This is a genomic window from Parapedobacter brassicae (genome assembly GCF_051400755.1).
GTDB lineage: Bacteria > Bacteroidota > Bacteroidia > Sphingobacteriales > Sphingobacteriaceae > Parapedobacter.
This window is the reverse complement of the sequence record NZ_JBLFFL010000004.1, coordinates 1-24096: the sequence shown is the minus strand read 5'-3', so window position 1 is coordinate 24096 and position 24096 is coordinate 1. Positions and strand designations below refer to the sequence as shown.

At 50.2% G+C, this 24096-nt stretch carries 25 protein-coding genes and 1 CRISPR repeat array; of the genes, 7 read left to right on the top strand and 18 right to left on the bottom strand.

Going from position 1 to position 24096, the window contains the following annotated elements:
- Positions 1-60: 60 nt before the first annotated feature.
- Positions 61-1224, bottom strand: coding sequence for a hypothetical protein (locus ACMGDE_RS12560; protein ID WP_436833150.1), 1164 nt, complete (start codon positions 1222-1224; stop codon positions 61-63).
- 182 nt (positions 1225-1406) lie between these two features.
- On the opposite strand from ACMGDE_RS12560, the gene ACMGDE_RS12555 reads away from it, so the two are divergent.
- The 4 genes from ACMGDE_RS12555 (at position 1407) to ACMGDE_RS12540 (ending at position 4736) form a co-directional block, all read left to right on the top strand.
- Positions 1407-2120: a head GIN domain-containing protein gene (locus ACMGDE_RS12555; protein WP_436833149.1), complete on the top strand. Its 714-nt coding sequence runs from the start codon at positions 1407-1409 to the stop codon at positions 2118-2120.
- A 99-nt stretch (positions 2121-2219) separates the two neighbouring features.
- On the top strand, positions 2220-3218 hold the full coding sequence (floA, locus tag ACMGDE_RS12550; RefSeq protein ID WP_436833148.1) for a flotillin-like protein FloA: 999 nt from the start codon (positions 2220-2222) through the stop codon (positions 3216-3218).
- A gap of 446 nt (positions 3219-3664) precedes the next feature.
- Entirely contained in the window at positions 3665-4168 is a 504-nt protein-coding gene (locus tag ACMGDE_RS12545) for a KdsC family phosphatase (RefSeq protein WP_436833147.1), read from the top strand.
- Between the two features lies 1 nt (position 4169).
- Positions 4170-4736: a Maf family nucleotide pyrophosphatase gene (locus ACMGDE_RS12540; protein ID WP_436833146.1), complete on the top strand. Its 567-nt coding sequence runs from the start codon at positions 4170-4172 to the stop codon at positions 4734-4736.
- Here the strand turns inward: ACMGDE_RS12540 and ACMGDE_RS12535 are convergent.
- Positions 4723-7296 (bottom strand): TonB-dependent receptor domain-containing protein, encoded by a 2574-nt coding sequence (locus tag ACMGDE_RS12535; RefSeq protein WP_436833145.1) that lies wholly within the window; start codon positions 7294-7296, stop codon positions 4723-4725. The two genes, ACMGDE_RS12540 and ACMGDE_RS12535, sit on opposite strands and share 14 nt — an antisense overlap.
- A gap of 111 nt (positions 7297-7407) precedes the next feature.
- Positions 7408-7860 carry an HYC_CC_PP family protein gene (locus ACMGDE_RS12530; RefSeq protein WP_436833144.1) on the bottom strand — a complete coding sequence of 151 codons (453 nt, stop codon included), beginning with the start codon at positions 7858-7860 and terminating at the stop codon, positions 7408-7410.
- Between the two features lie 114 nt (positions 7861-7974).
- Here ACMGDE_RS12530 and ACMGDE_RS12525 point away from each other — a divergent pair, with 114 nt between their 5' ends.
- On the top strand, positions 7975-8424 hold the full coding sequence (locus tag ACMGDE_RS12525; protein ID WP_436833143.1) for a PepSY-like domain-containing protein: 450 nt from the start codon (positions 7975-7977) through the stop codon (positions 8422-8424).
- 11 nt (positions 8425-8435) lie between these two features.
- Here the strand turns inward: ACMGDE_RS12525 and trpA are convergent, their stop codons facing one another.
- The 8 genes from trpA to ACMGDE_RS12485 all read right to left on the bottom strand — a co-directional run bounded on the left by trpA (position 8436) and on the right by ACMGDE_RS12485 (position 15793).
- Positions 8436-9209, bottom strand: coding sequence for a tryptophan synthase subunit alpha (gene trpA / locus ACMGDE_RS12520; protein WP_436833142.1), 774 nt, complete (start codon positions 9207-9209; stop codon positions 8436-8438).
- Between the two features lie 3 nt (positions 9210-9212).
- Positions 9213-10397, bottom strand: a complete 1185-nt coding sequence (gene trpB, locus ACMGDE_RS12515) for a tryptophan synthase subunit beta (protein ID WP_436833141.1) — start codon at positions 10395-10397, stop codon at positions 9213-9215.
- On the bottom strand, positions 10390-11016 hold the full coding sequence (locus tag ACMGDE_RS12510; protein WP_436833140.1) for a phosphoribosylanthranilate isomerase: 627 nt from the start codon (positions 11014-11016) through the stop codon (positions 10390-10392). The genes trpB and ACMGDE_RS12510 overlap by 8 nt, the downstream gene beginning before the upstream one ends.
- A gap of 195 nt (positions 11017-11211) precedes the next feature.
- Positions 11212-12207 (bottom strand): anthranilate phosphoribosyltransferase, encoded by a 996-nt coding sequence (gene trpD, locus ACMGDE_RS12505; protein WP_436833139.1) that lies wholly within the window; start codon positions 12205-12207, stop codon positions 11212-11214.
- A gap of 269 nt (positions 12208-12476) precedes the next feature.
- Entirely contained in the window at positions 12477-12698 is a 222-nt protein-coding gene (locus tag ACMGDE_RS12500; protein ID WP_002996718.1) for a DUF2795 domain-containing protein, read from the bottom strand.
- 164 nt (positions 12699-12862) lie between these two features.
- Entirely contained in the window at positions 12863-13621 is a 759-nt protein-coding gene (locus tag ACMGDE_RS12495) for an ABC transporter ATP-binding protein (RefSeq protein ID WP_436833138.1), read from the bottom strand.
- Positions 13622-13662: 41 nt separating this feature from the next.
- On the bottom strand, positions 13663-14397 hold the full coding sequence (locus ACMGDE_RS12490; protein ID WP_436833137.1) for a lysophospholipid acyltransferase family protein: 735 nt from the start codon (positions 14395-14397) through the stop codon (positions 13663-13665).
- Positions 14398-14425: 28 nt separating this feature from the next.
- Entirely contained in the window at positions 14426-15793 is a 1368-nt protein-coding gene (locus ACMGDE_RS12485) for a dipeptidase (protein ID WP_436833136.1), read from the bottom strand.
- Positions 15794-16074: 281 nt separating this feature from the next.
- Here ACMGDE_RS12485 and ACMGDE_RS12480 point away from each other — a divergent pair, with 281 nt between their 5' ends.
- Both ACMGDE_RS12480 and ACMGDE_RS12475 read left to right on the top strand, forming a co-directional pair.
- Complete coding sequence (locus ACMGDE_RS12480; RefSeq protein ID WP_436833135.1) at positions 16075-18870, top strand: outer membrane beta-barrel protein; 2796 nt, start codon at positions 16075-16077, stop codon at positions 18868-18870.
- Positions 18871-18875: 5 nt separating this feature from the next.
- Complete coding sequence (locus ACMGDE_RS12475; protein ID WP_436833134.1) at positions 18876-19655, top strand: GLPGLI family protein; 780 nt, start codon at positions 18876-18878, stop codon at positions 19653-19655.
- On the opposite strand, the gene ACMGDE_RS12470 is transcribed toward ACMGDE_RS12475, so the two are convergent.
- From ACMGDE_RS12470 to ACMGDE_RS12440, 7 genes are all read right to left on the bottom strand, one after another.
- The gene (locus ACMGDE_RS12470) at positions 19630-20313 is read right to left on the bottom strand and encodes a DUF6266 family protein (protein WP_436833133.1); all 684 of its coding nucleotides are present in this window, start codon (positions 20311-20313) and stop codon (positions 19630-19632) included. The two genes, ACMGDE_RS12475 and ACMGDE_RS12470, sit on opposite strands and share 26 nt — an antisense overlap.
- Positions 20314-20703: 390 nt before the next feature.
- Positions 20704-21090: a type II toxin-antitoxin system VapC family toxin gene (locus ACMGDE_RS12465; protein WP_436833132.1), complete on the bottom strand. Its 387-nt coding sequence runs from the start codon at positions 21088-21090 to the stop codon at positions 20704-20706.
- The gene (vapB, locus tag ACMGDE_RS12460; RefSeq protein ID WP_436833131.1) at positions 21090-21302 is read right to left on the bottom strand and encodes a type II toxin-antitoxin system VapB family antitoxin; all 213 of its coding nucleotides are present in this window, start codon (positions 21300-21302) and stop codon (positions 21090-21092) included. Before vapB ends, ACMGDE_RS12465 begins: the two co-directional genes overlap by 1 nt.
- 281 nt (positions 21303-21583) lie before the next feature.
- A CRISPR array of direct repeats spans positions 21584-22313; the repeat unit is 46 nt; unit sequence GTTGTGATTTGCTTTCATTCTTTGATTTACTGATATTAGCCACAAC.
- A gap of 197 nt (positions 22314-22510) precedes the next feature.
- Complete coding sequence (locus ACMGDE_RS12455) at positions 22511-22954, bottom strand: helix-turn-helix domain-containing protein (RefSeq protein ID WP_436833130.1); 444 nt, start codon at positions 22952-22954, stop codon at positions 22511-22513.
- A gap of 15 nt (positions 22955-22969) precedes the next feature.
- Positions 22970-23302 (bottom strand): type II toxin-antitoxin system HigB family toxin, encoded by a 333-nt coding sequence (locus ACMGDE_RS12450; RefSeq protein ID WP_436833129.1) that lies wholly within the window; start codon positions 23300-23302, stop codon positions 22970-22972.
- 70 nt (positions 23303-23372) lie between these two features.
- Positions 23373-23705 carry a CRISPR-associated endonuclease Cas2 gene (gene cas2 / locus ACMGDE_RS12445; RefSeq protein WP_436833128.1) on the bottom strand — a complete coding sequence of 111 codons (333 nt, stop codon included), beginning with the start codon at positions 23703-23705 and terminating at the stop codon, positions 23373-23375.
- A gap of 15 nt (positions 23706-23720) precedes the next feature.
- Entirely contained in the window at positions 23721-24044 is a 324-nt protein-coding gene (locus ACMGDE_RS12440; RefSeq protein ID WP_436833127.1) for a CRISPR-associated endonuclease Cas1, read from the bottom strand.
- Positions 24045-24096: the final 52 nt, after the last annotated feature.

Below are 24096 nucleotides of genomic sequence, written 5' to 3'. Positions count from 1 at the left end.
TGATCTGGTTTTTTGCGAAAGTACGAAAAGCCGGGCAACTATTTCCGAACATTCGTCGCTTCAAAGGATGGGGTGCCGCTCAAAGGGTTTGGTCCGGTCAAATAGGTACCGATAGGTATGATGGGTTTTATAGATGGTGCCCCCGATATACCGGACCACATTCATCATCTTGGGATTGAAATCGCCGATCCAATTCATCTGTAGCTCTTCGTAGTGTGACTGTGACCGGTCTTGTATCACCTTGGTGGCAGCGACTACCATCGCGGCTTCCACGCCCTTGCGCTGATGCTCGGGTACGACGCCGAATACGATGCCGAACATGGCCTTGCAGCGCTTACGCCATCGGTTCCACAAGAAACGGACCTTGCCCAACAGCGTGAGTTTTCCGTTCGTATATTTGACGATCAATTGATTGACATCGGGTATGTTTACCCAAAAACCTACCGGTCGGCCTTCATGATAGGCAAACCAGATGATCTTGGGGTCGATGATGGGCTTCATGCGCTGTAGGAGTTTACGGGCAGTTTCGGTACTCATGGGGCTCACGCCCTCGTGCTTCGCCCACGCCGCGTTGTATACGGTACGGAAGTCTTCAGCAGCCTTGTCAAGCTGATGACGGTCCATGTGACCAAAAGTGTATCCCGCATCCTGCAAGGCATGCATCGCCTTTTGGCCCACGGCGCTGGATAACTTGGCGAAGATCTCGCGCCGATAGGTGTATTGCTTGAAGTAGACCTCGAAGCCATAACGTTCAAATAACTGCTGGTAATAGGGCGGGTGGTAGTTGCAACAGTAACAGGGCGGGTGGAACCCGTCGACAAGCAGTCCCCACCAGCGCTCCCGATCGCCGAAATTGATAGGCCCGTCCATGGCTTCCATGCCGCGTTCGGCCAGCCATGATTTGGCCGTGTCGAACAACGTATTGGCAGCGCTCTGATCGTCAACGCATTCAAAAAAACCACAACCCCCAACGGGCAGGTTGGTGTCGGCACCCTGTTGCTCATAAAATGCAGCGATGCGCCCGATGGCGATACCCTGAGAATCAAGGAGCAACCAGCGCGCGCAGTCGCCCGTCTGGAACCGCGGATTTTTCAGGGGATCGAATACCGCTTCTACGTCTTCGTCAAACGGCCGAATGTAATGCGGGTCGCCCTGGTATAACGGCAATGGCATGGTCACAAACATTCGCGCTGTCCGCTGATCGGTCACTGGTATGGTGTTCATCGTAAAAGGTTAAGTAGCCAACGTGTTAAAAATATAGGTTTGTGTCGGGTTGTGCAAAAAAAATGTGCTTCCGGCTGCAACGTGTTTCATTTTTCGGCGTCTTATGATCAGGAGCCGTTCGCCGCAGCGTTTGACAGCGTGTGTGATGGCCTTATTTAAAAGACAAATAAACACTAAAAGTTATGAAACGAAAATTATCGTCCTTGGGTTGGCTGGCCTTGTTGCTGCCTTTTTTTGGTATCGGATTGGTTCATGCGGCTTCCGGCGCATCGTTCCGCGATGAGGTGCGCGACGTGAGCGGTTTCCATGCCCTGGCCAACAGCGGCAGCATCCACGTAGAAGTTGCATTTGGCAGCAGCGAATCGGTGCGGTTGGAGGGAGATGAAGCCGCTATTCGCGAAATTGAAACGATCGTGAAAGACGGCACGCTGAAAATCGGCTTTAAAAAAGATGCCTGGCGGCAAAACTTTGGAAAGGTAACGGCCTATGTGACCGCAAAGCGATTGGACGCTGTCGCACAGTCGGGATCCGGCCACATCACCATTTCGGGCACGGTTTCGGGAAAAGAATTGAGTGCCTCGGTAAGCGGTTCGGGACGGATTTCCTTTAGCGCCGCTGTCGACGCGGTGAATGCCGCCATCAGCGGCTCGGGGCATATCGTCGCCAATGGGAAAGCGTCGGAGAGCAACGTGTCCCTGAGTGGGTCCGGACGGTTTGAAGGTGCTGAATTGAACAGCCAAACAGCCAACCTGAACGTCTCCGGATCCGGCAACATCAGCATCCATGTAACGGAGCAGCTGGACGCCGCCATCAGCGGATCCGGCAACATCAATTATAGCGGCGAAGCACATACCAATGTGAGAACGTCCGGTTCAGGCAAGCTCCGGAAGTTATAACGGGGGGGAGCGGTCAAAAAGTAAGGCAATCCGTACCATAGCTGTTGAAAAAGTTGTATCTTTAGGAACTGTAAACAACGCTATAAACTTATTGACCTTATGGATCCTAGTTTCACCCCTATTTTGATTATCGTCGGAGTAATCGTAGCTTTCTTCGTATTGCTGTATTTGCTCCCCGTAAACCTTTGGTTTACTGCCCAATTATCGGGCGTCCGTGTCAACCTGTTGAACCTGCTGCTGATGCGGCTGCGCAAGGTGTCGCCGGCGTTGGTGACCAATGCCATGATCACCTCTACCAAAGCGGGATTGAACATTACCTCCAATGAAATCGAAACGCATTTTTTGGCGGGTGGCAATGTAAACAATGTCATCAAAGCCCTGATTTCGGCAGACAAGGCCAATATTCCGCTGAGTTTCAAGTTGGCCACGGCCATTGACTTGGCGGGCCGCGATGTATTTGATGCCGTGCAGCTCTCGGTAAATCCGAGGGTGATCAACACGCCGCCGGTAGCGGCGGTGGCCAAGGACGGTATCCAGCTGATTGCGAAGGCACGGGTGACCGTCAGGGCCAATATCAATCAGCTGGTGGGCGGTGCAGGCGAAGAAACCATTCTCGCTCGTGTGGGCGAGGGAATCGTTACCACCATCGGATCAGCCATGAATCATAAGGAAGTGCTGGAAAACCCCGATCGTATTTCCAAGACCGTGCTGGCAAAAGGGTTAGACAGCGGTACGGCGTTTGAAATCCTTTCCATTGATATTGCCGATATCGATATCGGTGAAAACGTGGGGGCCAAACTACAGGAGGACCAAGCCGAGGCCGACCTCAAGGTGGCAAACGCGCGAGCCGAAGAACGCCGGGCGATGGCGGTGGCTGAGGAACAGGAAATGCGCGCCAAAGCACAGGAAGCCCGGGCAAAGGTAATCGAAGCGGAGGCACAGGTGCCGTTGGCGATGGCTGAAGCATTCCGCAACGGCAATTTGGGCGTCATGGATTATTACCGGATGCAAAATATCCAGGCAGATACCGATATGCGCGAATCCATTGCCAAACCAGGAGGCAATACGGGCAATAAGGGAAACGATAAGAAGAGTTAACTAAAAACTCGATAAATAAGACAAATAAGCTGTAAAAACAAAACCCCGGTGATGGGCACCGGGGTTTGTTACTAACCAATTATAAACCTAAATTATGAAAAGACAATTTTAATGTTCCCGTCTATCCGGGATTGTTTCATAGTGCAAAAATAACACTACTTTATTATTTATCAATGAAACTTTTGTTAACAAATTGTCAAAAGAACATCGACTGAACCGGCCTGAAAATCATTAATTCAACCGTTCACATAAAAATTTTGCAAACCTCATGCCAAAATTGTAGAATCGGCCAAGGGATGCCGCTGCACGTATTCGGCGCTAGACGCTGGGTGTCAAATTGACCACAAAATGTGACATGCTGTCCACAGGCGGGACAGCATGTTTTTTGAATAGGAGTATCAGGAGTAGACGATTTTGTGTTAAGTTTGACCCAATTTATTCGATGTATGATGCTATTTGATAAATTCAAGCAGGTAAAAGCCTTCGTATTCGATGTGGATGGCGTGTTGTCTGACGGCAATGTGCTCGTAACGGAGCAGGGCGAGCAATTGCGCTCCTTCAACATTAAAGATGGGTATGCATTGCAGCTGGCCGTTAAAAAGGGGTATCCCATAGCGGTGATCACCGGTGGGAAATCGGCCGGCGTGGAAAAGCGGATGCGGGGACTGGGTATATCCGATGTATACCTGGGTGTCGATGACAAAAAGGCGGTGCTGCATGATTGGTTGGCACATGCTGGATTGACATTAGACGACATCCTCTACATGGGTGACGATCTTCCGGATCTGCATAACATGAAGTCCGTGGGGTTGCCGACCTGTCCGGCCGATGCCGTAGAGGAAATTAAAGCCGTCGCCGCGTACACCTCCTTTCGCAATGGCGGCGCCGGCGCGGTAAGGGACGTCATCGAGAAAGTGATGAAACTGCAAGGCACATGGGAGGAGGTCTGATATGAAGATCATACTTGCTTCCCAATCGCCCCGACGCAGGGAGTTGTTATCCCTCATGGGAATTGACTTTGACGTCGTGATCAAAGCAGTGGATGAGTCGTTTCCCGCCCATCTGGATCCCATAACGGCGGTGCGGTACATCGCCGAAAAGAAAGCCCGGGCTTTCCTGACGGAATTGGCCGACGAGCTGGTCATCACCGCGGATACCATCGTGACCATCGATGGACAGATCCTGGGCAAGCCCGAAGATCATGCGCATGCGACGGAGATGCTGACCCGCTTGTCGGGCAGGAAGCACGACGTCATTACGGCTGTGGCGCTGCTCCATCACGGGAGCATTGCTGTTTTCCATGAAGTGACAGAGGTATATTTCCGTGCGCTCAGCAATGAACAGATCGCACACTATATCACGCATTACTGCCCATTTGATAAAGCCGGGGCCTACGGAATACAGGAGTGGATCGGACTGGTGGGCGTCGAGAAGATCGTCGGTTCCTATACCAATGTGGTCGGCCTGCCGACGGCGCGCCTCGGCGCCGAGTTGCAAAGCCGCATCATTTCACACTAAACCGCACCCCGGCATAGAACATCCGGCCCGAGATCGGTCCCCACAGCATGGACGTATCAAAATAGTTGCTAAACGGCTGGTCTGCTGCCAACACGGGATTGGATTGAAAGAAATTAGTCAAGTTTTCGCCGCCGATGTATACATCGAAGGGGCGGACCTTTCCGAATGTCTTGCTCACTTGGGCGTTCATGGTCGTAAAAGCCTTTGAATATGCAGGCAACTGGTATTCCGTTGGATTATCAGCCGTGGAGGACAAGCGCTTCTGGCCGGTGATGTTGAGCGTATAATCAAAATGCCAGCCACCGCTGTGGGTATTGTACCCCAGGTTGACGAAGCCACGGTGGCGCGCAACCAGCGGTCGCTGTAATAACTCGTTTCCGTAGGTGGTCTTCACGTCAAAGAAACGATAGGCCATCCGTGCTTCGAAATGCGGCAAGGGCATCAATCGCAGCTCGGTCTGCACGCTGTTGGAGTACGACTCGCCCGCCAGGTTGTAGAATGTCAGTTCGCGCGGATTCTCATAGTCAACCACCACTTGGTTGATGAAATCATTCCGGAAAAACTCGGCACTGAAGGATGCTTCGCGCCGGAATAATCGAAACGACTGGTCGAAGCTGATGCCAGTGTTCCAGGCGATTTCGGGCTGGAGACCATAAGCGCCATGACCGGCATCGGCCGTGGCGATACGGACGATCCGCGCACTGGCCAGGGCGGCCGTGTTTTCGGCGAAGATATTGGCCGTGCGCTGTCCGCGACCGCTGCTGATCCGGAACGTAGTGCCCTGCACCGGTTGGTAGCGCAGGTGTGCGCGTGGGGTAGCAAACCATCCGTAGAGGTTGTTGTAATCGCCGCGAATGCCCAATACGGCATCAAATTGGTCAGACGGACTGTAGGTATATTCCAGGAAACTTCCCGGAACCACCTCGGTGCGCGCGAAGCGCTGATCGAGGTAACGCTCATCATAACGGTCGTACTGCATGCTCAAGCCCATGCGGTATTTGTGCGCCACCGTCCCGATGATATCCTGATAAATCAGGTTCGCATAGGCGTTGCGTTGTCCCGCATCATAAGTGCGCAAGCCGAAATACGATTGCTGGTCGTAGGCCGTGCCGGACAGTTGCAAGCCGATGCTGCGTTGCGTATGCTGGGGAAAGACGTACCCGATTTTAGCAAACGCTTCATACCGCTTGATATCGAACCCCAGGCCATACCGGTTTTCAGTTAACCGGTCGGTCGCGGGGTCGAAATCGATTTGCCCTCCCGTGCGCTCGTCACGGAGAAACTTAATGCCAAACTGGAGCATGAATCCTTTTCCATCTTCATATTTCCACCGGCTGATACCCGAGAATAAATTGCCCACGGGAACATCCCGAAACCCGTTGTCACTGAAATTCATGTTTTTGTTATACATGAAATTGTCATGCAGCAACAGTCCGGTTGTCCATCGCTCATTAAACCGGTGCGACAGGTCGACGTTCACATCGGATCGTCCTGTGCTATTTGTATAAGCGTTGAAGAACAGGCGCTCGGACGTTTCCGGCTTTTTCAGTTCCACGTTGATTTGTCCGGCAATGTTTTCGAAACCGTTGACCACCGAGCCGATGCCCTTGCCGATCTGGATGGATTCGATCCAGGTACCGGAGATGCTGTTGAGGCCGAGTGGCGTGGCCAATCCGCGCGGTCCGGGTAGGTTTTCCACCGTCAGCTGGGTGTAGATGCCGCTAAGTCCCAGCATTTGGATCTGCTTGCTGCCCGTGACCGCATCGCTGCTCACCACATCTACCGAGGCGTTGGTTTCAAAACTTTCGCTCAGGTCGCAGCATGCGGCCTTAAAGAGTTCCTGCCCCGTCAGTACCTCTAGCCGGGTGGGACTCAGTGCCGCAATATAGTTAGAGCTGCGCCTCGCCGATACGGTCACTTCGGCCAATACTTGGTCCTTGGCGGTGACCACCACTACTTCATGAGGGTCGGTGACCGCCAAGGTATCCGGCCGGTGCCCGGCATAGGATACGACCAGCTGCTTGAGGTGATCTTGGTGATTGATTTTAAACACCCCCGAAGCATCGGAGCGCGCATTGATGGAAGCATCTTCCAGCCAATGGATATTGGCCGCCGCTATCGGCGTGAGCTCGCCGCGATTATTTTCCTGCATCACCACGCCGGTCACCACATGGTCATCCGGATGATCATGGTCCTGCCCGGTAACGGCATGTACATTGTTTTCATCTCGATAAAGGCAGCAGTCGGGCAGCTTTTTGTAAGCTTCCTCGTCTGCGGCGCGCCCCGCTACGTCATGGCCGACGGCGAGGATGCGCGCCTTGGCGGCTCCCACGTCGTATGTTGCCGGATCGAACGTGAGGCTGAGCAGTTGCGTGCGGACATCCCAATTTGCGTTATGCAGTCCGGCGGCTTTAGCCGCTTTTTCGATACGCGCTTTGCACATCCCACACACTCCCGCAACCTCAAAGGAGGCGGTGCTGTCCTGCACGAAGGCCATGGTCGATAGCGTCGACAGCATCAATAACCATGTGATATTGGCTTTAATAATATACGTTATCATGTCTTTGATTTGTAATCCTGTATTGATCTAAACCCGGTGCAAACGCACCAAATGCCTGTTGAGTGAAGAGCGCCTAGTGCAACTCAACGGCGAATCCGCGATCGATGGAAATCAAATACGATACGTGCAGTGTTGGATGAATAACGGTATGGAAGCCTCCTGGAGGCCGGTAGCTACAAGGTGGGGAGCATGGCCGATGTCAAGCGGAGCGGGTATCAGATGAGCCAACGTGATCACCAGCAGTTCCAGCGGATAGATCTTTGCAGCAGTTTGATGGCCGCTCGGGAGGTGTTCTTCAGTCGTTTTCTTGGCTTCTAGTTTGATGTTTTTGCAATGCCCGTGTGTCGTGCCGTCCGTTTTGCAGCTGTTGTCGTCACCGCAAGTGCGATTGTCTTTTTGCTTTTCGTCGTGTTTCAAACAGAGCGGGCAATCACCGGGATCTTGCTTTTCCGCATGCGATGCCGGGTGTTGCAGTTTACCGCAGCAGTAGTGCAGGTGCACAGTCGCCCCGGTAGCCGAAAAGCTGTAGATGAAGATGAGTAATATGGACAAAATCCTCGCCATGCCGACACAAAGGTATGGAAAAAGCGCACAAGTTTCCAAGGATTAGACGATAAACCCCATTTCCCAAGTTTTTCCTGTTTTGATTATTTGCTTTGTGAATATAAACAGATAACCATGAAAAAATTGTTAATTAGTTTGGGCGTGCTCCTATTGGCCAACCTTTCGATGGTGGCACAGGATGCCGCACTTCGGGGAGTACCTGCCGTCGTGTTGAATGCCTTTCAACAGCAATTTCCGAAGGCTCGGCAAGTGGAATGGGAACGGAAAAATGACGGCAATTATGAAGCGGAGTTCAACCTCAGCTTGATCGGCCGGGATCATACCGTATTCATCAGTCCGGAAGGAAAAGTGTTGAAACATGAAGAAGAGATCAGTTCCAGTTCACTCCCCGATGCCGTTGAGCAACAAATCAAGACTGAATTTGGCGGGTATCGCATTGAAGATGCCAAACAGATCGATACGGGCGGCATCGTGACGTACCGGGTGGATTTGGAAGGCCGCAACAACGATTTAACGGTCGAATTTGACCCGAAAGGAAAGATCCTCAACGAGCGGATGGACTGATGTCCATCCGGTTAGCCCTTCAATTGACGGATAAACGGCGGTATGCGTTCCATATAATCCGCATCGCCCAATAACCGCACAAAGGCACTGCCTACAATGGCGCCATCGGCATAATCCGTGGCTTGGGCGAAGGTATCGCGGTCGGAAATGCCAAAACCGATGACAACCGGGTTTTTCAGGTTCATGGCACGGATACGCGAAAAATAAGCCGTTGTGCTTTCGGACACCGAAAGGTTCTTGCCGGTCGTGGCCGAAGAAGACAGCAGGTAGATGAAGCCCGTAGACAAGCCGTCGATCTTGCGGATGCGCTCTTCAGACGTCTGCGGTGTCACGAGAAAGATATTGCTGAGGCCGTTGGCCTCGAAGGCTCCCCGATACCGCTCCTCGTATTCATACATGGGGAGGTCAGGTACAATGACCCCATCCACGCCAACCGCCTTGCACGATTGGCAGAACCGCTCTACCCCATATTGCAGCACCGGATTGACATAACCCATCAGGAGTATGGGGATGGATACCCGTTTGCGGAGGCCGCTGAGCTGCTCGAAAAGCAGGTCGAGCGTCATGCCATTGCGCAGTGCCACTTCCGAACTGTGCTGAATGACGGGACCATCGGCCACCGGGTCGGAGTAAGGGAAGCCGATCTCCAGAAAGTCGGCACCGGCCTTTTCCAACGCTTCTGCAATATCCAAGGTGCTGTCCAGCGTGGGGTAGCCCGCGGTGAAATAAATGGAGAGTATGCGCTTGTCGCCTTTGCCGGCAAATAAATTAGTGATCCTATTCATGGTTTAAAACCCAAAATACTTCGTGTAATTGTCCAAATCCTTGTCGCCCCGGCCGGAAAGGCACACCACGACCACCTCATCTCCCTTGAATGTCATTTTTTCCAGCTGGGCCAGTGCGTGGGCGCTTTCAATTGCCGGAATGATGCCTTCCATGCGGGTCAGCAGGAGCCCGGCCTGCATGGCCTCATCGTCCGTAATGGCGGCATAAGTGGCGCGCCCGGTTTGATGCAGCCAGGCATGTTGCGGACCGATACCGGGGTAATCCAGCCCCGCGGAGATCGAATACGGTTCGATGACCTGTCCGTCGTCGGTCTGCATCAGGATGGAGCGGCTGCCATGCAGCACACCCTCGCGCCCCAGTACGGTCGTGGCGGCGGACTCACCGGAGTGGACACCCTTGCCGGCGGCTTCTACGGCCACCAGTTTGACGGTCGGCTCATCCAGAAAATGGTAGAACATGCCCGCGGCATTGCTGCCGCCTCCAACACAGGCCACCGCATAATGCGGCGTTTCCCGTCCGGTTTTCTCGAGGAGTTGCTTGCGGGTTTCCGCAGAAATGACCGACTGGAAGCGGGCCACCATGTCCGGATAGGGGTGGGGACCCACCACCGAGCCGATGATATAGTGCGTATCCACGGGATTGTTTATCCAATCGCGCAGCGCCTCGTTGGTGGCGTCTTTAAGCGTCTTGCTGCCCGAGGTGGCCGCTACCACCTCAGCACCCATCATCTTCATGCGCGCCACATTGGGTGCCTGCCGCTCGATGTCAATGGCACCCATATAAACCACGCATTGCAGTCCTTTGAGCGCACACACCGTAGCCGTGGCCACACCATGCTGCCCGGCCCCGGTCTCCGCGATGATGCGCTTCTTGCCCAGCCGTTCGGCCAGCAGGATCTGGCCGATGGTATTGTTGATCTTATGGGCTCCGGTGTGGTTGAGGTCTTCGCGCTTGAGGAAAATGTTGGCGCCGTAACGCTCGGATAGCCGAGTGGCGGGGTATAGGGGAGAAGGGCGCCCCACATAATCCCGCAACAGCGCATCAAATTCCTGCTTGAAATCCTCGCTTTGGATGATTTGCAGGTAGTGTTGCCGTAGTTCTTCCACATTCGGATACAGCATCTCGGGGATATAGGCTCCCCCGAAATGACCATAATAACCCTTTTCGTTTGCCTGGTATTCACTCATCGTTGATGGTTTGTAACGTTCGTTTCAATAATTCAATATTTTTCAAGCCGGGCTCGGTTTCAAACCTCGAGTTGAGGTCCAGCGCATAGAGGCGGCTGTCCCCCAAAAGCAGTGCCTCCCGGATGTTTTCGGCATCGAGGCCCCCGCTCAGGAAGAAGGGTTTCGCCGACCGATAGCCATCCAACAGCCCCCAGTCGAAGCGCACGCCAGTGCCGCCATGCTGGTCGCTTCGCGTGTCAAACAGGTAGTAGTCCACCACCGCTTCATAATCTCCCAATGCAGTCCAGTCAAACCCTTCGCTGATGCCAAAGGCCTTCATGATCTCCACGCCAAGATCCTTCAATTCGGCGCAATAGGACGGACTTTCCCCGCCATGTAACTGCACGGCCTGGAATTGATACCGTGCTACAGCCGTCCGCACGTCACCGATGGCGGCATCGACGAAAACACCGGTCTTTTTTGCCCCGTCCAATCCGGCCACCCACCCTGCATCCAGCGACCCCACAAACCGCTTAGAGGTAGGGTGGAAGATGAAACCGATGTAGTCCGGATGTAAGGCCAGCACCTCCCGGATGTTGTCCGGATACCGCAAGCCACATATCTTTATTTTCGGTTTCATTGTTTTTTTGGACATTAGACATTAGACATTAGACAACAGACATTAGACATTAGACAACAGACATCAGACACTGGGGCCGTTCATCACCGACCACTCGTCACTGACCACCGATCACTAACCACCCATCACCGACCACTCGTCACTGACCACCGATCACTAACCACCCATCACCGACCACCGATCACTGGCCACTCATCACCGACCACCATTCACCAGTCGGTTAAAACTTTCCAGCGCTTTTTTTCCCATCAACGACGCCTCGGCTTCGTAATAACAGTCGCCGAAGCTTTTCTCCGGATGGAAGGTCTGTATGGCGATGGCCGCGTTGGCGAGTACGACGTTGTTTTGCTCTGCGGTGCCCTGACCATTGATTACAGCTGAGAAAATCTTGGCCGCCTCTTCCACCGTTTCCCCGCCATGTATGCTTTCCGGTCCAAGCGGCTCAAAGCCCAGCTGCTGGATGTTGAAAATACGCTCTCCCGTGTTGCTGATGGTTTTGAAATCGCCTGTCAGGGAAATTTCGTCATAGCCATCCAGCGCATGAAGAATGGTATATTGCTTATCCGTCTGTTGATACAGATAACCATACAGGCGTGCCAGTTCCAGACTGAATACACCCACCGACTGATAGCGGGGGTTGGTCGGATTGACCAATGGCCCGATCATGTTGAAAAATGTTTTCACGCCCAATTCGCGACGGATCGGCGCTACCGTCTTCATCGCAGGGTGAAACAGCGGGGCGTGGAGGAAGCAGATGTTAGCGGTGTCCAGCTGCCTATGGATGGCGTCCCTGTCGTTGGTAAACTGATAACCCAAATGCTCCATCACATTGGACGATCCGCATCCAGACGAGACGCCATAGTTGCCGTGTTTGGCCACCGGGTATCCGGCCCCTGCCACCACAAAAGAAGCCAGGGTGGAGATGTTGAACGTATTTTTGCCGTCGCCGCCAGTGCCGCAAAGGTCGATGAGCGGGTAGCCCGGGAAATCCAATTGCAGACACAGGTCATACATCGCATCGCGGAAGCCCTCCAGTTCCTCCACGCGGATGCTCCGCATGCCATAGGCCGTCATGAACGCCGCGATCTGCGAGTGATTATACTTACCCGAGGCGATATTGGTCAGTATCTCATACGCCTCACCTTTGGTGAAGGTCTTAAACTCGAAGAGATGCGCTAAGATTTGTTTCATACTCTATAACCACAAAAAAAGCCTGCCGATGATGGGCAAGCCGCTATACGTATCAGTAATTATTACTTACAATAGGAGGTTGCCACAGCCTTAATTGCTATGCCACCACCAAGTAATATGTCCTGTCTGAAAAATCATTTTCTTGTGAGGCAAATATGGCTTTTTGTTTTCAAAGATGCAAGGATGTGAAAATAAATTGTTGAAATTGGCCATGGTTGCCAGCGTTAAACAAAACCGCCCCGGACGTTATCGTGCGGGGCGGCTATGCTTCAGTATTCATCTTCGTTGAAGAAGAAATCATCTTTAGTGGGATAGTCCGGCCAAATCTCTTCTATATTTTCATAAGGCTCACCATCGTCTTCCAGTGCCTGTAAGTTTTCAATTACTTCCACTGGTGCACCCGAGCGTATAGCATAGTCGATAAGCTCGTCTTTCGTTGCTGGCCAAGGTGCATCTTCCAAATGTGAGGCTAACTCTAATGTCCAATACATAACCTATCAATTTAAGTTTCATTTTTGCGCAAAAATATAATATTTCTATTATGATTTTTGAATTTTTTGTCAATATTTTTTAATAAGAAGCTAATGTCTTGTAAACTAGTATTTTGCTAATGGTTTTGGTTGTTTTTATGACAAAAAAACGGCGTTTTCGATGATTAGATGTTCTCGAAATCGGAACCCTTCTCGCGCAGCGCGGTGAGGCGGGGCGACACATTTTTAATGTCTTTATTGGGATAATCGTCTTCAATAAGACCGTCCCGCATGCGGACGATGCGGTGCGCATGCTGGGCGATATCTTCCTCGTGGGTCACGAGGATGATCGTGTTGCCATGCGAATGGATTTCTTCCAGCAGTCCCATGATCTCGATGGACGTTTTAGTATCCAGGTTACCCGTGGGTTCATCGGCTAGGATAATGGAAGGATTATTGATCAAGGCGCGGGCTACGGCCACCCGTTGGCGTTGGCCACCGGAAAGCTCATTCGGCTTGTGATCGACGCGGTTGCCCAATCCTACGCTTTCCAGTGCCTTTTGGGCCATCTCTTCCCGCGTTTTTTTGCTATATCCGGCATAGATCAGTGGCAGGGCCACGTTGTCCAACGAAGTGGATCGCGGCAGCAGGTTGAACGTTTGGAAAACGAAGCCGATCTCCTTATTGCGCACCTCGGCCAACTCGTCATCGGTCATTTCACTCACATTGATGCCGTTGAGGATATATTCCCCGCGGGTAGGGGTATCCAGGCAGCCCAAGATATTCATCAGCGTAGACTTGCCCGAGCCCGACGGCCCCATCAATGCCACAAATTCGCCTTTGTTGATTTCAAGGGTCACTGATTTCAAAGCGTGGATGGTTTCCGCACCGATGACGTATTTGCGTCCAATATCCCTGATTTGAATGAGTGACTGTGATGACATAAATTCTGTTTATTTGATAAGACGTACGAAGATAGTAAAAGTTACATACCCCCGGTTCGGTTCCAGCTTTTTTTTATCCGGTCGCGCACATCGTCCCGCAGGCGGTCTGCGTGTTCCAGCCGAAGACCAGTCATTTCAATGGGTTTTAGGATTTCGATCTCGATGATCCCGGGCCTGCTGCCCAATTTTTTGCCATCATCCCAAAAGACTTTCCATGCATTGTGGATGACCACCGGGATAACGGGCACCTGCGTTTCGATGGCCAATTTAAACGGGCCGTTTTTGAAGTCGTACAGCCGTGGCGGAAACTCCTCGCCGATATGCCCTTCCGGAAAGATGACCATGGTGCGTCCCTGCCGGAGGTTCCCTTCGGCTTTTTTGAACGCCCTGAAGGCCGATAGTTTACTTTGACGGTTCAATGGGATGTCGATGGTCTTGAAGAACAGGCCGGTGACCGGATTATCCAGCAGCTCGATTTTCCCCATGAAGGAAAAGGCCGACGGACAGAGCAATACCATGGCTGTAATGTCCAAGTTGGAGGTGTGGTTGGCGCAGATAATGTAAGGCCTCGACCAATCGATGGGGGTTTCGAATGTAAAGCGGTAAAACACGCCGACCAGTGTGGAACCCAGGAAGCCGATGATTCGGCGGCACCGCGCAATGCGATGGAAATGCCGCTCGGGGTCTCGGGCGAGGACAGCCAATACGGGAAAAAAAAGTACGAAGAAAACTAAAACAGATGCCAAATAAAGGCATCTGTGCGTTTTTCGTAACATGCGTGTCATCCCGTTCACGTCCTCGTCGTTAACTCAGTTCGGCAAAATACTTATGGAATAATGGAATGGTTTCGATGCCTTTGAAATAATTAGCGATATCGTATTTCTCGTTGGGCGAATGCAAATTGTCGCTGTCCAGCCCAAAGCCCATCAGCACCGTTTTGAGTCCCAGTTCGTTCTCGAATAACGACACAATGGGAATACTGCCCCCGCCGCGTGTCGGAATCGGCTTCCGGCCGAATGCCTCCTCGATGGCTTTCTCAGCCGCCCGGTAAGCCGCGCTGTCCGTGGGCGTCACCGCTGGCTGTCCGCCATGATGGGGCGTTACCTTCACGGTCACATAGTCGGGTGCCATGCGTTCGAAGTGCTCGGTGAACAGCGCCGTGATTGCATCCGAATCCTGATTGGGTACCAACCGCATGGAGATCTTAGCCGATGCCTTTGCGGGCAACACCGTTTTGGCCCCTTTGCCGATGTACCCGCCCCAAATGCCATTCAGCTCCAGCGTGGGACGTATGCCTGTGCGCTCAATGGTGGTATACCCCTTTTCGCCCCACAGGGCCCGTACGCCCAGGTCCGCTTTGTACACGGCTTCATCGAACGGCGCCTCATTCAGGGCCTTGCGCTCCTCACCGCTGAGTTCAGCCACCTCATCATAGAAGCCCGGTATCGTGATCCGGTTGTCCTCGTCATGCAAGGATGCGATGAGCTTCGCCAAGATGGTGATCGGATTAGCCACCGCACCGCCGTACACACCCGAATGCAGGTCGCGGTTCGGTCCGGTCACCTCCACCTCCAGGTAAGACAATCCGCGCAAGCCGGTTTCCAGTGAAGGCGTATCCAGGCTGATCATGGCGGTATCCGAGATGAGCACCACATCGGCGGCCAACCGTTCCTTGTTTGCCTTTACAAACGTGCCGAGGTTGTCCGATCCCACCTCTTCTTCGCCTTCGATCATGAATTTGATATTGCACGCCAAGGTACCTGTGGCTTGCATCAGCTCAAAGGCCTTCACATGCATGTAAAACTGCCCCTTGTCATCACACGCACCGCGGGCGAATATTTTGCCGTCGCGAACGGTAGGTTCAAATGGCGGTGTTTCCCACAGTTCCAGCGGGTCGGGCGGTTGCACATCATAATGGCCGTACACCAGCACCGTAGGTTTTGTGGCGTCGATGATCTTTTCCCCGTATACGACGGGATGACCAGCCGTGAGGCATACCTCCACACGGTCAGCACCGGCGTCCCGCAATTTTTGGGCAACGTATTCCGCGGCACTACGTACATCTGCTGCATATTTCGGATCCGCGCTCACCGATGGGAACCGGAGCAGCTCAAACAGTTCGTCCAAAAAACGTTGCTGATTCGCTGCTAAGTATTCTTTGATTTTTTGCATTGCGTAAGGCTTTGCTGCAAACTTAGCTAATTTGCCAAAGATAGGCAAGTTAGCGATCTCTCACCTGCCTTGTATAATTACTAATTATTCGTATATTTACGACATAATCGAAATAAAGCCGTTTTAGGCCGAATATCAAGAAAATGTTAAATCTTAACGAAATATACAAAAACTAATATTTTAGTTTTATATTTGCGCAACTGGAATCGGACAACTAACATAATAACCTAACATGCAGCGAAGCTTTTACCAATACGCAGCAACTGTAGCATAAAACAACTATGAAGAGACTTCTCATTGCGCTATTGATGGCGTGTTCATGCGGGTTCGTTACCAAAGCCCAAGAAAACGGCTACGCCATCAAGGGCGCCGTGGTCGATACCGCTTCCAGCATGAAGCTCGCTAAATCATCCATTGTACTCGTACATGCCCAGGACTCCATGCTTTACCGGTTTACGCGCACAGACGCCTCGGGGCGTTTCGTATTAAGCGGTTTGGATACGGGGGAGTATATTATTTTTGCCACTTTTCCGGAATATGCCGATTATGTGCAGCGTGTTAAGGTAGACAGCACCGTCAACGAGGTCGACCTTGGCAATCTGGGGTTGGTGCTCCGTTCGAAGCTACTGGAGGAAGTATTGGTAAACCGGCGGCAGGCCATTACCATCCGGGGGGATACGACGGAGTACGACGCGGCAAGCTTTACCATACAGCCCAACTCCAAAGTAGAAGACCTGCTGAAGCAATTGCCCGGTATACAGGTGGACCAGGACGGAAAAATAACCGCCCAAGGACAGACGGTCAACAAGGTGCTGGTCGATGGCGAAGAGTTTTTCGGCGACGATCCGACGTTGGTGACCCGCAACCTCCGCGGGGATATGGTCGACAAGGTGCAGCTGTATGACAAGAAAAGTGACCAGGCCGAATTTACGGGTGTGGATGACGGCGAACGCTCCAAGACCCTCAACATCACCCTGAAGGATGATAAGAAAAAGGGGTATTTCGGCAAAGTGGATGCGGGCGTCGGCACCAACGATATGTACCAGGGCCAGGCCATGTTCAACCGTTTCGATAATAAACAACGCTTCTCCGCCTTTGGTACCATTGGCAATACCGGCCGCACAGGACTGAGCTGGCAGGATGCCGACCGTTACTCGCCCTCCGGCAGCACGTCATTTACGGATGATGGAAACGTCATGATCAGTATTGGTGGGGGACAGGACGACATCGAGTCGTGGGGCGGCCGCTACGACGGCCGAGGGATCCCCTCGGCGCTGAACGGCGGGGTATTTTACAGCAATAAGTGGAATGACGGCAAGCAATCCATCAACGGTAACTATAAGATCGGTGAGTTGGGCGTAAAAGGTTCCAGCAACACGATCACCGAGAATAACCTCCCGTCCGGAACCATCAACACGGTATCCGGCCAGACCTTTGACCGGCGGATATTCCGGCAGCGGGGCGGGGCCATTTTCGAAACGCAGTTCGATTCGACATCGACGCTGAAAGTGACCGTAGACGGAACGCTCCGAAATGGGGAAACGACGGAGTTTAACCAATCGGCAGGTACCGACGGGGCAGGGGCTATGCTCAATGAGTCGACCCGCCGCACCACCAATGATACCGATGGGCAGAGTGCCTACCTCACGGCGCTGTGGACCAAAAAACTGCGCAAGAAGGGGCGCACGCTTTCCTGGGAACTCAATGAGTCGATCAACGAAAGCAAATCGAACGGATTCCTCTATTCAGAAAACTCCTTTTATGACGCAGGAGTGGTCGATAGCGTATTGGTGGTCGACCAAATGAAGATCAACGACACCAAGAGTTCGGTGTTCAATTCCAATATTACCTACTCCGAACCGTTCACCCAAACACTTACCTTGGTGCTGAATTATCGATTGACTGCCAATAATGGCACCTCCCTCAGGCAGTCTTTCAATCCAGTCGGTACCGGCGATTATTCAGATATGGATTCGCTGTATAGCAATGATTTCAAGCTGAACCAACTGTCCAACCAGTTGGGCGCCATATTCAATTTCAAGAAAGGGAGGTCCACGCTCAACGCCGGTACACGCATGAGCCGCGTGCAGTTTGATCAGACCGACCGGTACTCGGATAATCGCTTTGAACGGAGTTTTACCAATTATAACCCCCAATTGCGGTACCAGTACCGTTTTTCACAGCAGAAATCATTTACCGCATCATACAACGGGAATAATACCCAGCCATCGATCAACCAGATACAGCCGGTGCGGGTGAATGATGACCCCATGAACATTGTATTAGGCAATCCCGATCTCAAACCATCATACACCAATCGGTTTAGTATGTCATACAACTCATTTAAGGTGCTCGGCAATCAATATGTCTATTTTATGGGTAGTTTTTCAAACACCAGCAATCCGATTGTGAGCAATACCTATACGGATTCCGTCGGGCGGAATACGTTCCAGTATGCGAACCTGGATGATGAAACGCCCATGAATTATTATTTCTACTCCAACTTCAGCAAGAAAATCAAAAAATGGAATATTGACGTCGGCGCCGGACTGAATACGAACGGCAACGTTTACTATAATTTAACCAATGGCCAGCTGAACAAGACGCAGAGTTCCACCTATTCCGGCAGCCTCAACCTGCGGCAATACATCCAGAAAAAATACGATTTCAACATCGATTTCGGTCCGACCTACACCTTCGGGCAGTCGTCGTTGCAACAGCAACAGAACAACAACGGGTGGGGGTTAAGTGGTTATTACTCTTTCAATATTTACCTGCCCTGGAAATTCCAGATCAATTCGGTTGGTAGGTATACCTACACCGGTCCGACCGAAACGTTTGATGAAGATTTTGAACAGTTCATTGTTGATGCCTCCGTGAGCAAAAAGTTCCTCAAAGGAGAAACCCTTAACTTTTCCGTAGGCATGAACGACATCTTCAACCAGAATAGAGGCTTTAGCCGTTCGGCCAACAACAACATGTTCACACAAAACAGTTACACAACAATCACCCGCTTCCTGATGTTTTCCCTTACCTGGGATTTCAATAAGATGGGTGGTGTACCCGTACAAAATTAACAACCATGAAGATAAAATTTTTATACCGCCTATCCTGTTTAATCGCGCTAGTAGTAGCCTCCCAATCAGCGATGGCCCAGTACGCCCATTTCGTAGAAAGCGGTGTGATCGAATTTGAAAAACGCGTAAACATGTACGCCAAGATCAAGGCCCGGATAAGGGATAACTCGTTTATGCAACAAGCATTTGAGCAATACCAGAAGACCAATCCGCAATTCAAGGCGTTTAAGTATAACCTGGCATTTGACGCTACCAAGACCCGGTTTTGGCCAGCGGCCGAAGCCACCGCTTCCACCGGTTTTTTTGGCAATGACCCTTCCATCGACCTCGGCAATGTCATATTTACCGACTTGGTTGCCGGGCAAAGTGTCAGCCAGAAAAGTGTCTATGAAGAGACCTTCATTGTTACCGACAGTACACGGCGTATCCAATGGCGGTTTACCAATGAGACGCGCGAGATTGCGGGTTACGAATGCCGCCGGGCCAACGCGCTGGTGCTCGATTCCATTTATGTCGTTGCCTTTTACACCGACCAAATTCCGGTTACTGGTGGGCCCGAGTCGTTTACCGGACTGCCCGGCATGATCCTGGGTGTGGCCTTCCCGTATGAAAACATGACATATTTCGCGACCAAAGTAGAAGAGCGGGCGGTATCAGCGAAGGAGCTGGAAGTTCCCAAAAAAGGGAAGGCCGTCAGCTACCGCGAGCTGCGTGAAGAGCTGGAGGGCAGCTTGAAAGACTGGGGCGACTATGCGAAACCTATCCTGAAGGCGATGCTGCTGTAACATCCGTTTTTTCCATCACAATGGCCCCTGCGTATACACTGTCGGATACCTGTCCATCATCCTGTTTGATGAACGCCATGTAGGCATGGCAAGTATCTCCGGTGTGGAAACCAAACGTCCTGAGGTCCAAGGTATCTTCCCGTTTGCTTGCATCGGCCCCATAAATGCGTAGCCAGCTGTTCCCCCGCTCAGGATCAGGGTTATGTACCAGCAGGATGGTGCGTATCCAACCAGACAATTGGTCAGCCGGTTGCTCCCAGGTGAACCGCAAACCCCCATCCGTTTGCCGGGCGGAGACATTCACAGGCGGCGAAAGCGGTCCATGGCTGAATTTGAACGCCTGCGGGTTTACTTCATATTTCTCCTCGTTATAGACAATCGCATGGTTCATGTTGTACGACATGGCCGCATTATGGCCGCTGCGCGGCGAGTCCGGGTCACCAAAACCAATGCGGAATATCCCTTTCATCGGCTTCATCCAACGCTGCATCACTGCAAATTTCTCCCGCTGCAATGCCTGCAATGGGGTAGGTTTGCGTTTTTTCTTGTTCCGCCGGGGCAATGAACGCACACGCGTCTGTTTGCCCACCTGGTAGAAAACTAAGCCTCCCACCGTGCCTGATACCGGTCCGTTTATACCTTCAGATAGTTTACCCATAGTTATGTCAGTGTTTATTCCCTATCCAAATTTATCTATAATTTTCTATAATTTTAAAAATATATTTAATTATACTTTTAGTTTATTCGGTTAACAATCGAATAAACTCCGAATAAGATCAAAATAAAATATGTATATAAATAGAGTAAAAGATGAAATTGGATAGAAAATGGGAGGAGGTAGGAGTGAGGTTTACTGCTATTAGTTATACGTTTGGGGTATATTGAGAATAACCTCTTCGGGTTGTGATTTGCTTTTATTACTGTGATGGCGATGTTTTCACCCGCGTTCGTGAATTCCCTTCGATTGGGTTCCAGGTCCATATTTCCGCAAAAGCGTATGAGTACGTGGTCTACGGAAAGAAGGAAATAGAAAAACAGGAATACTGCATTACCAAATCACGTTAACCGGATATCCGGTGAAGTATTGGTCTTTTGAGATGACTTGAAATTTGTTGGTAATGGCCTGGGCAATGATCAGGCGATCGAATGGGTCTTTGTGGAAAAAAGTAAGTGCTGTAAGTTGTAACACATCTTCAAAGCCAATGGGTAGAATCTGAAATCCGTTTTTCGCGATTTCATCAGCAATCTTGGAGAATGGTTGTTTGATGTCTAATTTGCCCAGGCTGATTTTTACCGCAATTTCCCATAGACTGGCTATACTGACGTAATTTGTGTCGGGATGATTTCCAATGACTTCAAGCGCCTTCGGGGATAACGCATCGTCTCCGTTGATAAACCAGATAAATGCATGGGTATCCAATAAATTACCCACCATTACATGTAATCTTTGAAATCTTCCAGCGGCTCATCGAAATCATCATGCATTACAAACATCCCTTTAGCGCTGCCAAATTTCGGCACAGGATTATTACCCTTCTTCTTTCCTTTCTTAGCCTTTTGTTCGAGGAACTCAATAAAATCTGCAACCTCGGCCTTCATGGCATCAGGCAAATGGTTCAATTTTTTATATAACAATAAACTATCCATTGTATGACGAGTAAGCTATAAGTACAAATATAAGCTTTTTTTTGCTTGCTGAAAAAGATGTCAATGGCATATTTGCTGGGTTGCCTCGAAATGGCACAAACGTATAATTTTTTCTGAACGTGTTGTGTTCATCGGCCATCAAGAACTTTCTTGACTGTGCGTCACGAAAGTTTTGTTACCTTGTTCCAGCAAAATAGCCATAGGGACTTCACACCACTTTCATTCTTTGATTTACTGATATTAGCCACAACCTGGCAGGAGAAATTGCTCCCTGCCTACCTGTTGTGATTTGCTTTCATTCTTTGATTTACTGATATTAGCCACAACATCACAATTTTGGTGTCGTCGGCTGCACTCGTTGTGATTTGCTTTCATTCTTTGATTTACTGATATTAGCCACAACAAATTGCCCGCACGTCCGCGGTAACGTCCCGTTGTGATTTGCTTTCATTCTTTGATTTACTGATATTAGCCACAACAGCCGAGAACGAAACGGTGCTTAAGAGGGTGTTGTGATTTGCTTTCATTCTTTGATTTACTGATATTAGCCACAACCCCCGCTGAATAATGAAAGCAGTTTCATATGTTGTGATTTGCTTTCATTCTTTGATTTACTGATATTAGCCACAACGGGCTCGGGTGTCGTTTATGAAGCGGAAGCGTTGTGATTTGCTTTCATTCTTTGATTTACTGATATTAGCCACAACCCGAGGCATGTTTATTAGCCAGCCCAGCCCGTTGTGATTTGCTTTCATTCTTTGATTTACTGATATTAGCCACAACGGAGCCTGCGCCGCGGGAAAATGATGGGGCGTTGTGATTTGCTTTCATTCTTTGATTTACTGATATTAGCCACAACCAATGGCGGCGCAACGATGACGGCACCGGCGTTGTGATTTGCTTTCATTCTTTGATTTACTGATATTAGCCACAACTTTGGAGAATTAGCTGCAAAATGCAGGGCAGTTGTGATTTGCTTTCATTCTTTGATTTACTGATATTAGCCACAACATACCATCATGTATTTCAATGAAAATCAGTAAATTAATTCAAAAATTAGAAATAAAAAATCCAAGCTAACAAAGCTTGGATTTTTTATTGGTTGATCAATTTTACGCATTCTATTCGTAAGATACGGTTGCCTTTTTGTTACACAATACTGTGTTGAGAAAAAATTTTAGGATTTTTTGAATAGGGGTAGGGTTCCACTATGCTAACCTCGGCTGTGTATCTTTGGATGCATTTATCGCCCTAGTACTTTTAACGTGTCGATTTTCTGGCACATAAAGCTTATAGGGTCTGTTAAACGCTTCTTGGGATACATTAAAACGGCTGGCCAGCTTACGTATCAGCTCTTTGGAAAGTCCCTTTTTATGATGTAAAATATCAGAAACGTATCCTTTGCTTATCCCCAGATAACTGACTAAGTCTTTGGATTTCAATCCATGGTCTTTCATGAACGATTTCAGCAGCTCAATAGGATCCATTTCATTGAAATTGTTGTTTTTTGTATCGTAATGTGTTATTAATAAGGTAAGCAATTCCACCTCCTCGGTATTGGTGGAACTCTTATCTAGTAATTCTTCCAATATCTTGCAATAAGCATCATATTGTGCCTTGTCTTTAATGACGCTGTACTTCAATGCAGCCATAATCTTAAAATCTTACTAATAATCGTTTGCTGTGTATTGCATTCCGGCTGCACACAGCTTATCATATTCGGCATGCGTGCCTAGCCAACATACAAACAGGTGGATTTGCGTTGCACCGAATACATACTTGCAAATCATCCTATAATTATTGCCGCCAATATCAAACACCACCCTATTGCTGCCGTTGCCAAGCAAGTCTGCGCTTTTGAACGTCTGCTTAATTTCCGCTGGTGACTTCCAATCCGCATACTTAATTTTTTCCAGCCAATCTCTCAACGAGGTTCTGCTTCTCGCATGCATAGCCACAAAATGCTCAATGGTCTGTCGCTTTATCAAATGTATGCGCATTGCATCGCAATTACAAAGTTATGAATAAAAGTTCACAAAAAGAGAACTTTTTTGAATAAGAAACGCTCGCCTAAAATAATTCAAGTTGTTGTGGTGTATCCGGTCGCTTTCCAATTTCCTTTCCAATAAACAGCTCAATATCACCGAATTGTTTATCCGTGATGGTCAATATGCCAACATGTCCTTTTTCAGGCAACAAGCGCTTTACCCGTTTGATATGGACATCCGCATTTTCGCGACTGTTGCAATGACGCAGATAAATGGAAAATTGGAACATCGTGAAGCCATCTTGCATGATGTCTTTGCGAAACCGTGCATGTGCCGCCCGTTCTTTTTTGGTTTCTGTGGGCAAATCAAAAAAGACTAAAATCCACAAAATGCGATATTGATTTAAACGATCCACGATAATGACGCATAACTAGATAGTCGGATAGTTGATTTTACGGGAGACGCCCTCAAAACATCGGGCCAAAGAAGCAGTGGTCCGAGAGGTGCCGACTAACAACGGACTGGTCGCATCGTCAAACTTTACGTCTACTTGTGGTAGTAGCAACAACCTGGTTTTAAGTGCGGTATCCAGTTCTTGAATAGAAACGCGCTCAGCTACTATATCGTAAACGATGAGGTCTACAAAGGGCCTGTATGGCTCCATGATATCGTCTGCTAAGCAATACGCATTATACTTGTTCCGATGGAATATCCCTAACGTCGGCAACAGGTAGTGTAACGTGAACTGTGTCATCCGGATCAACCTATTCCTAAACACTATTTTGATTCAGGCGCAGCCTGTCACC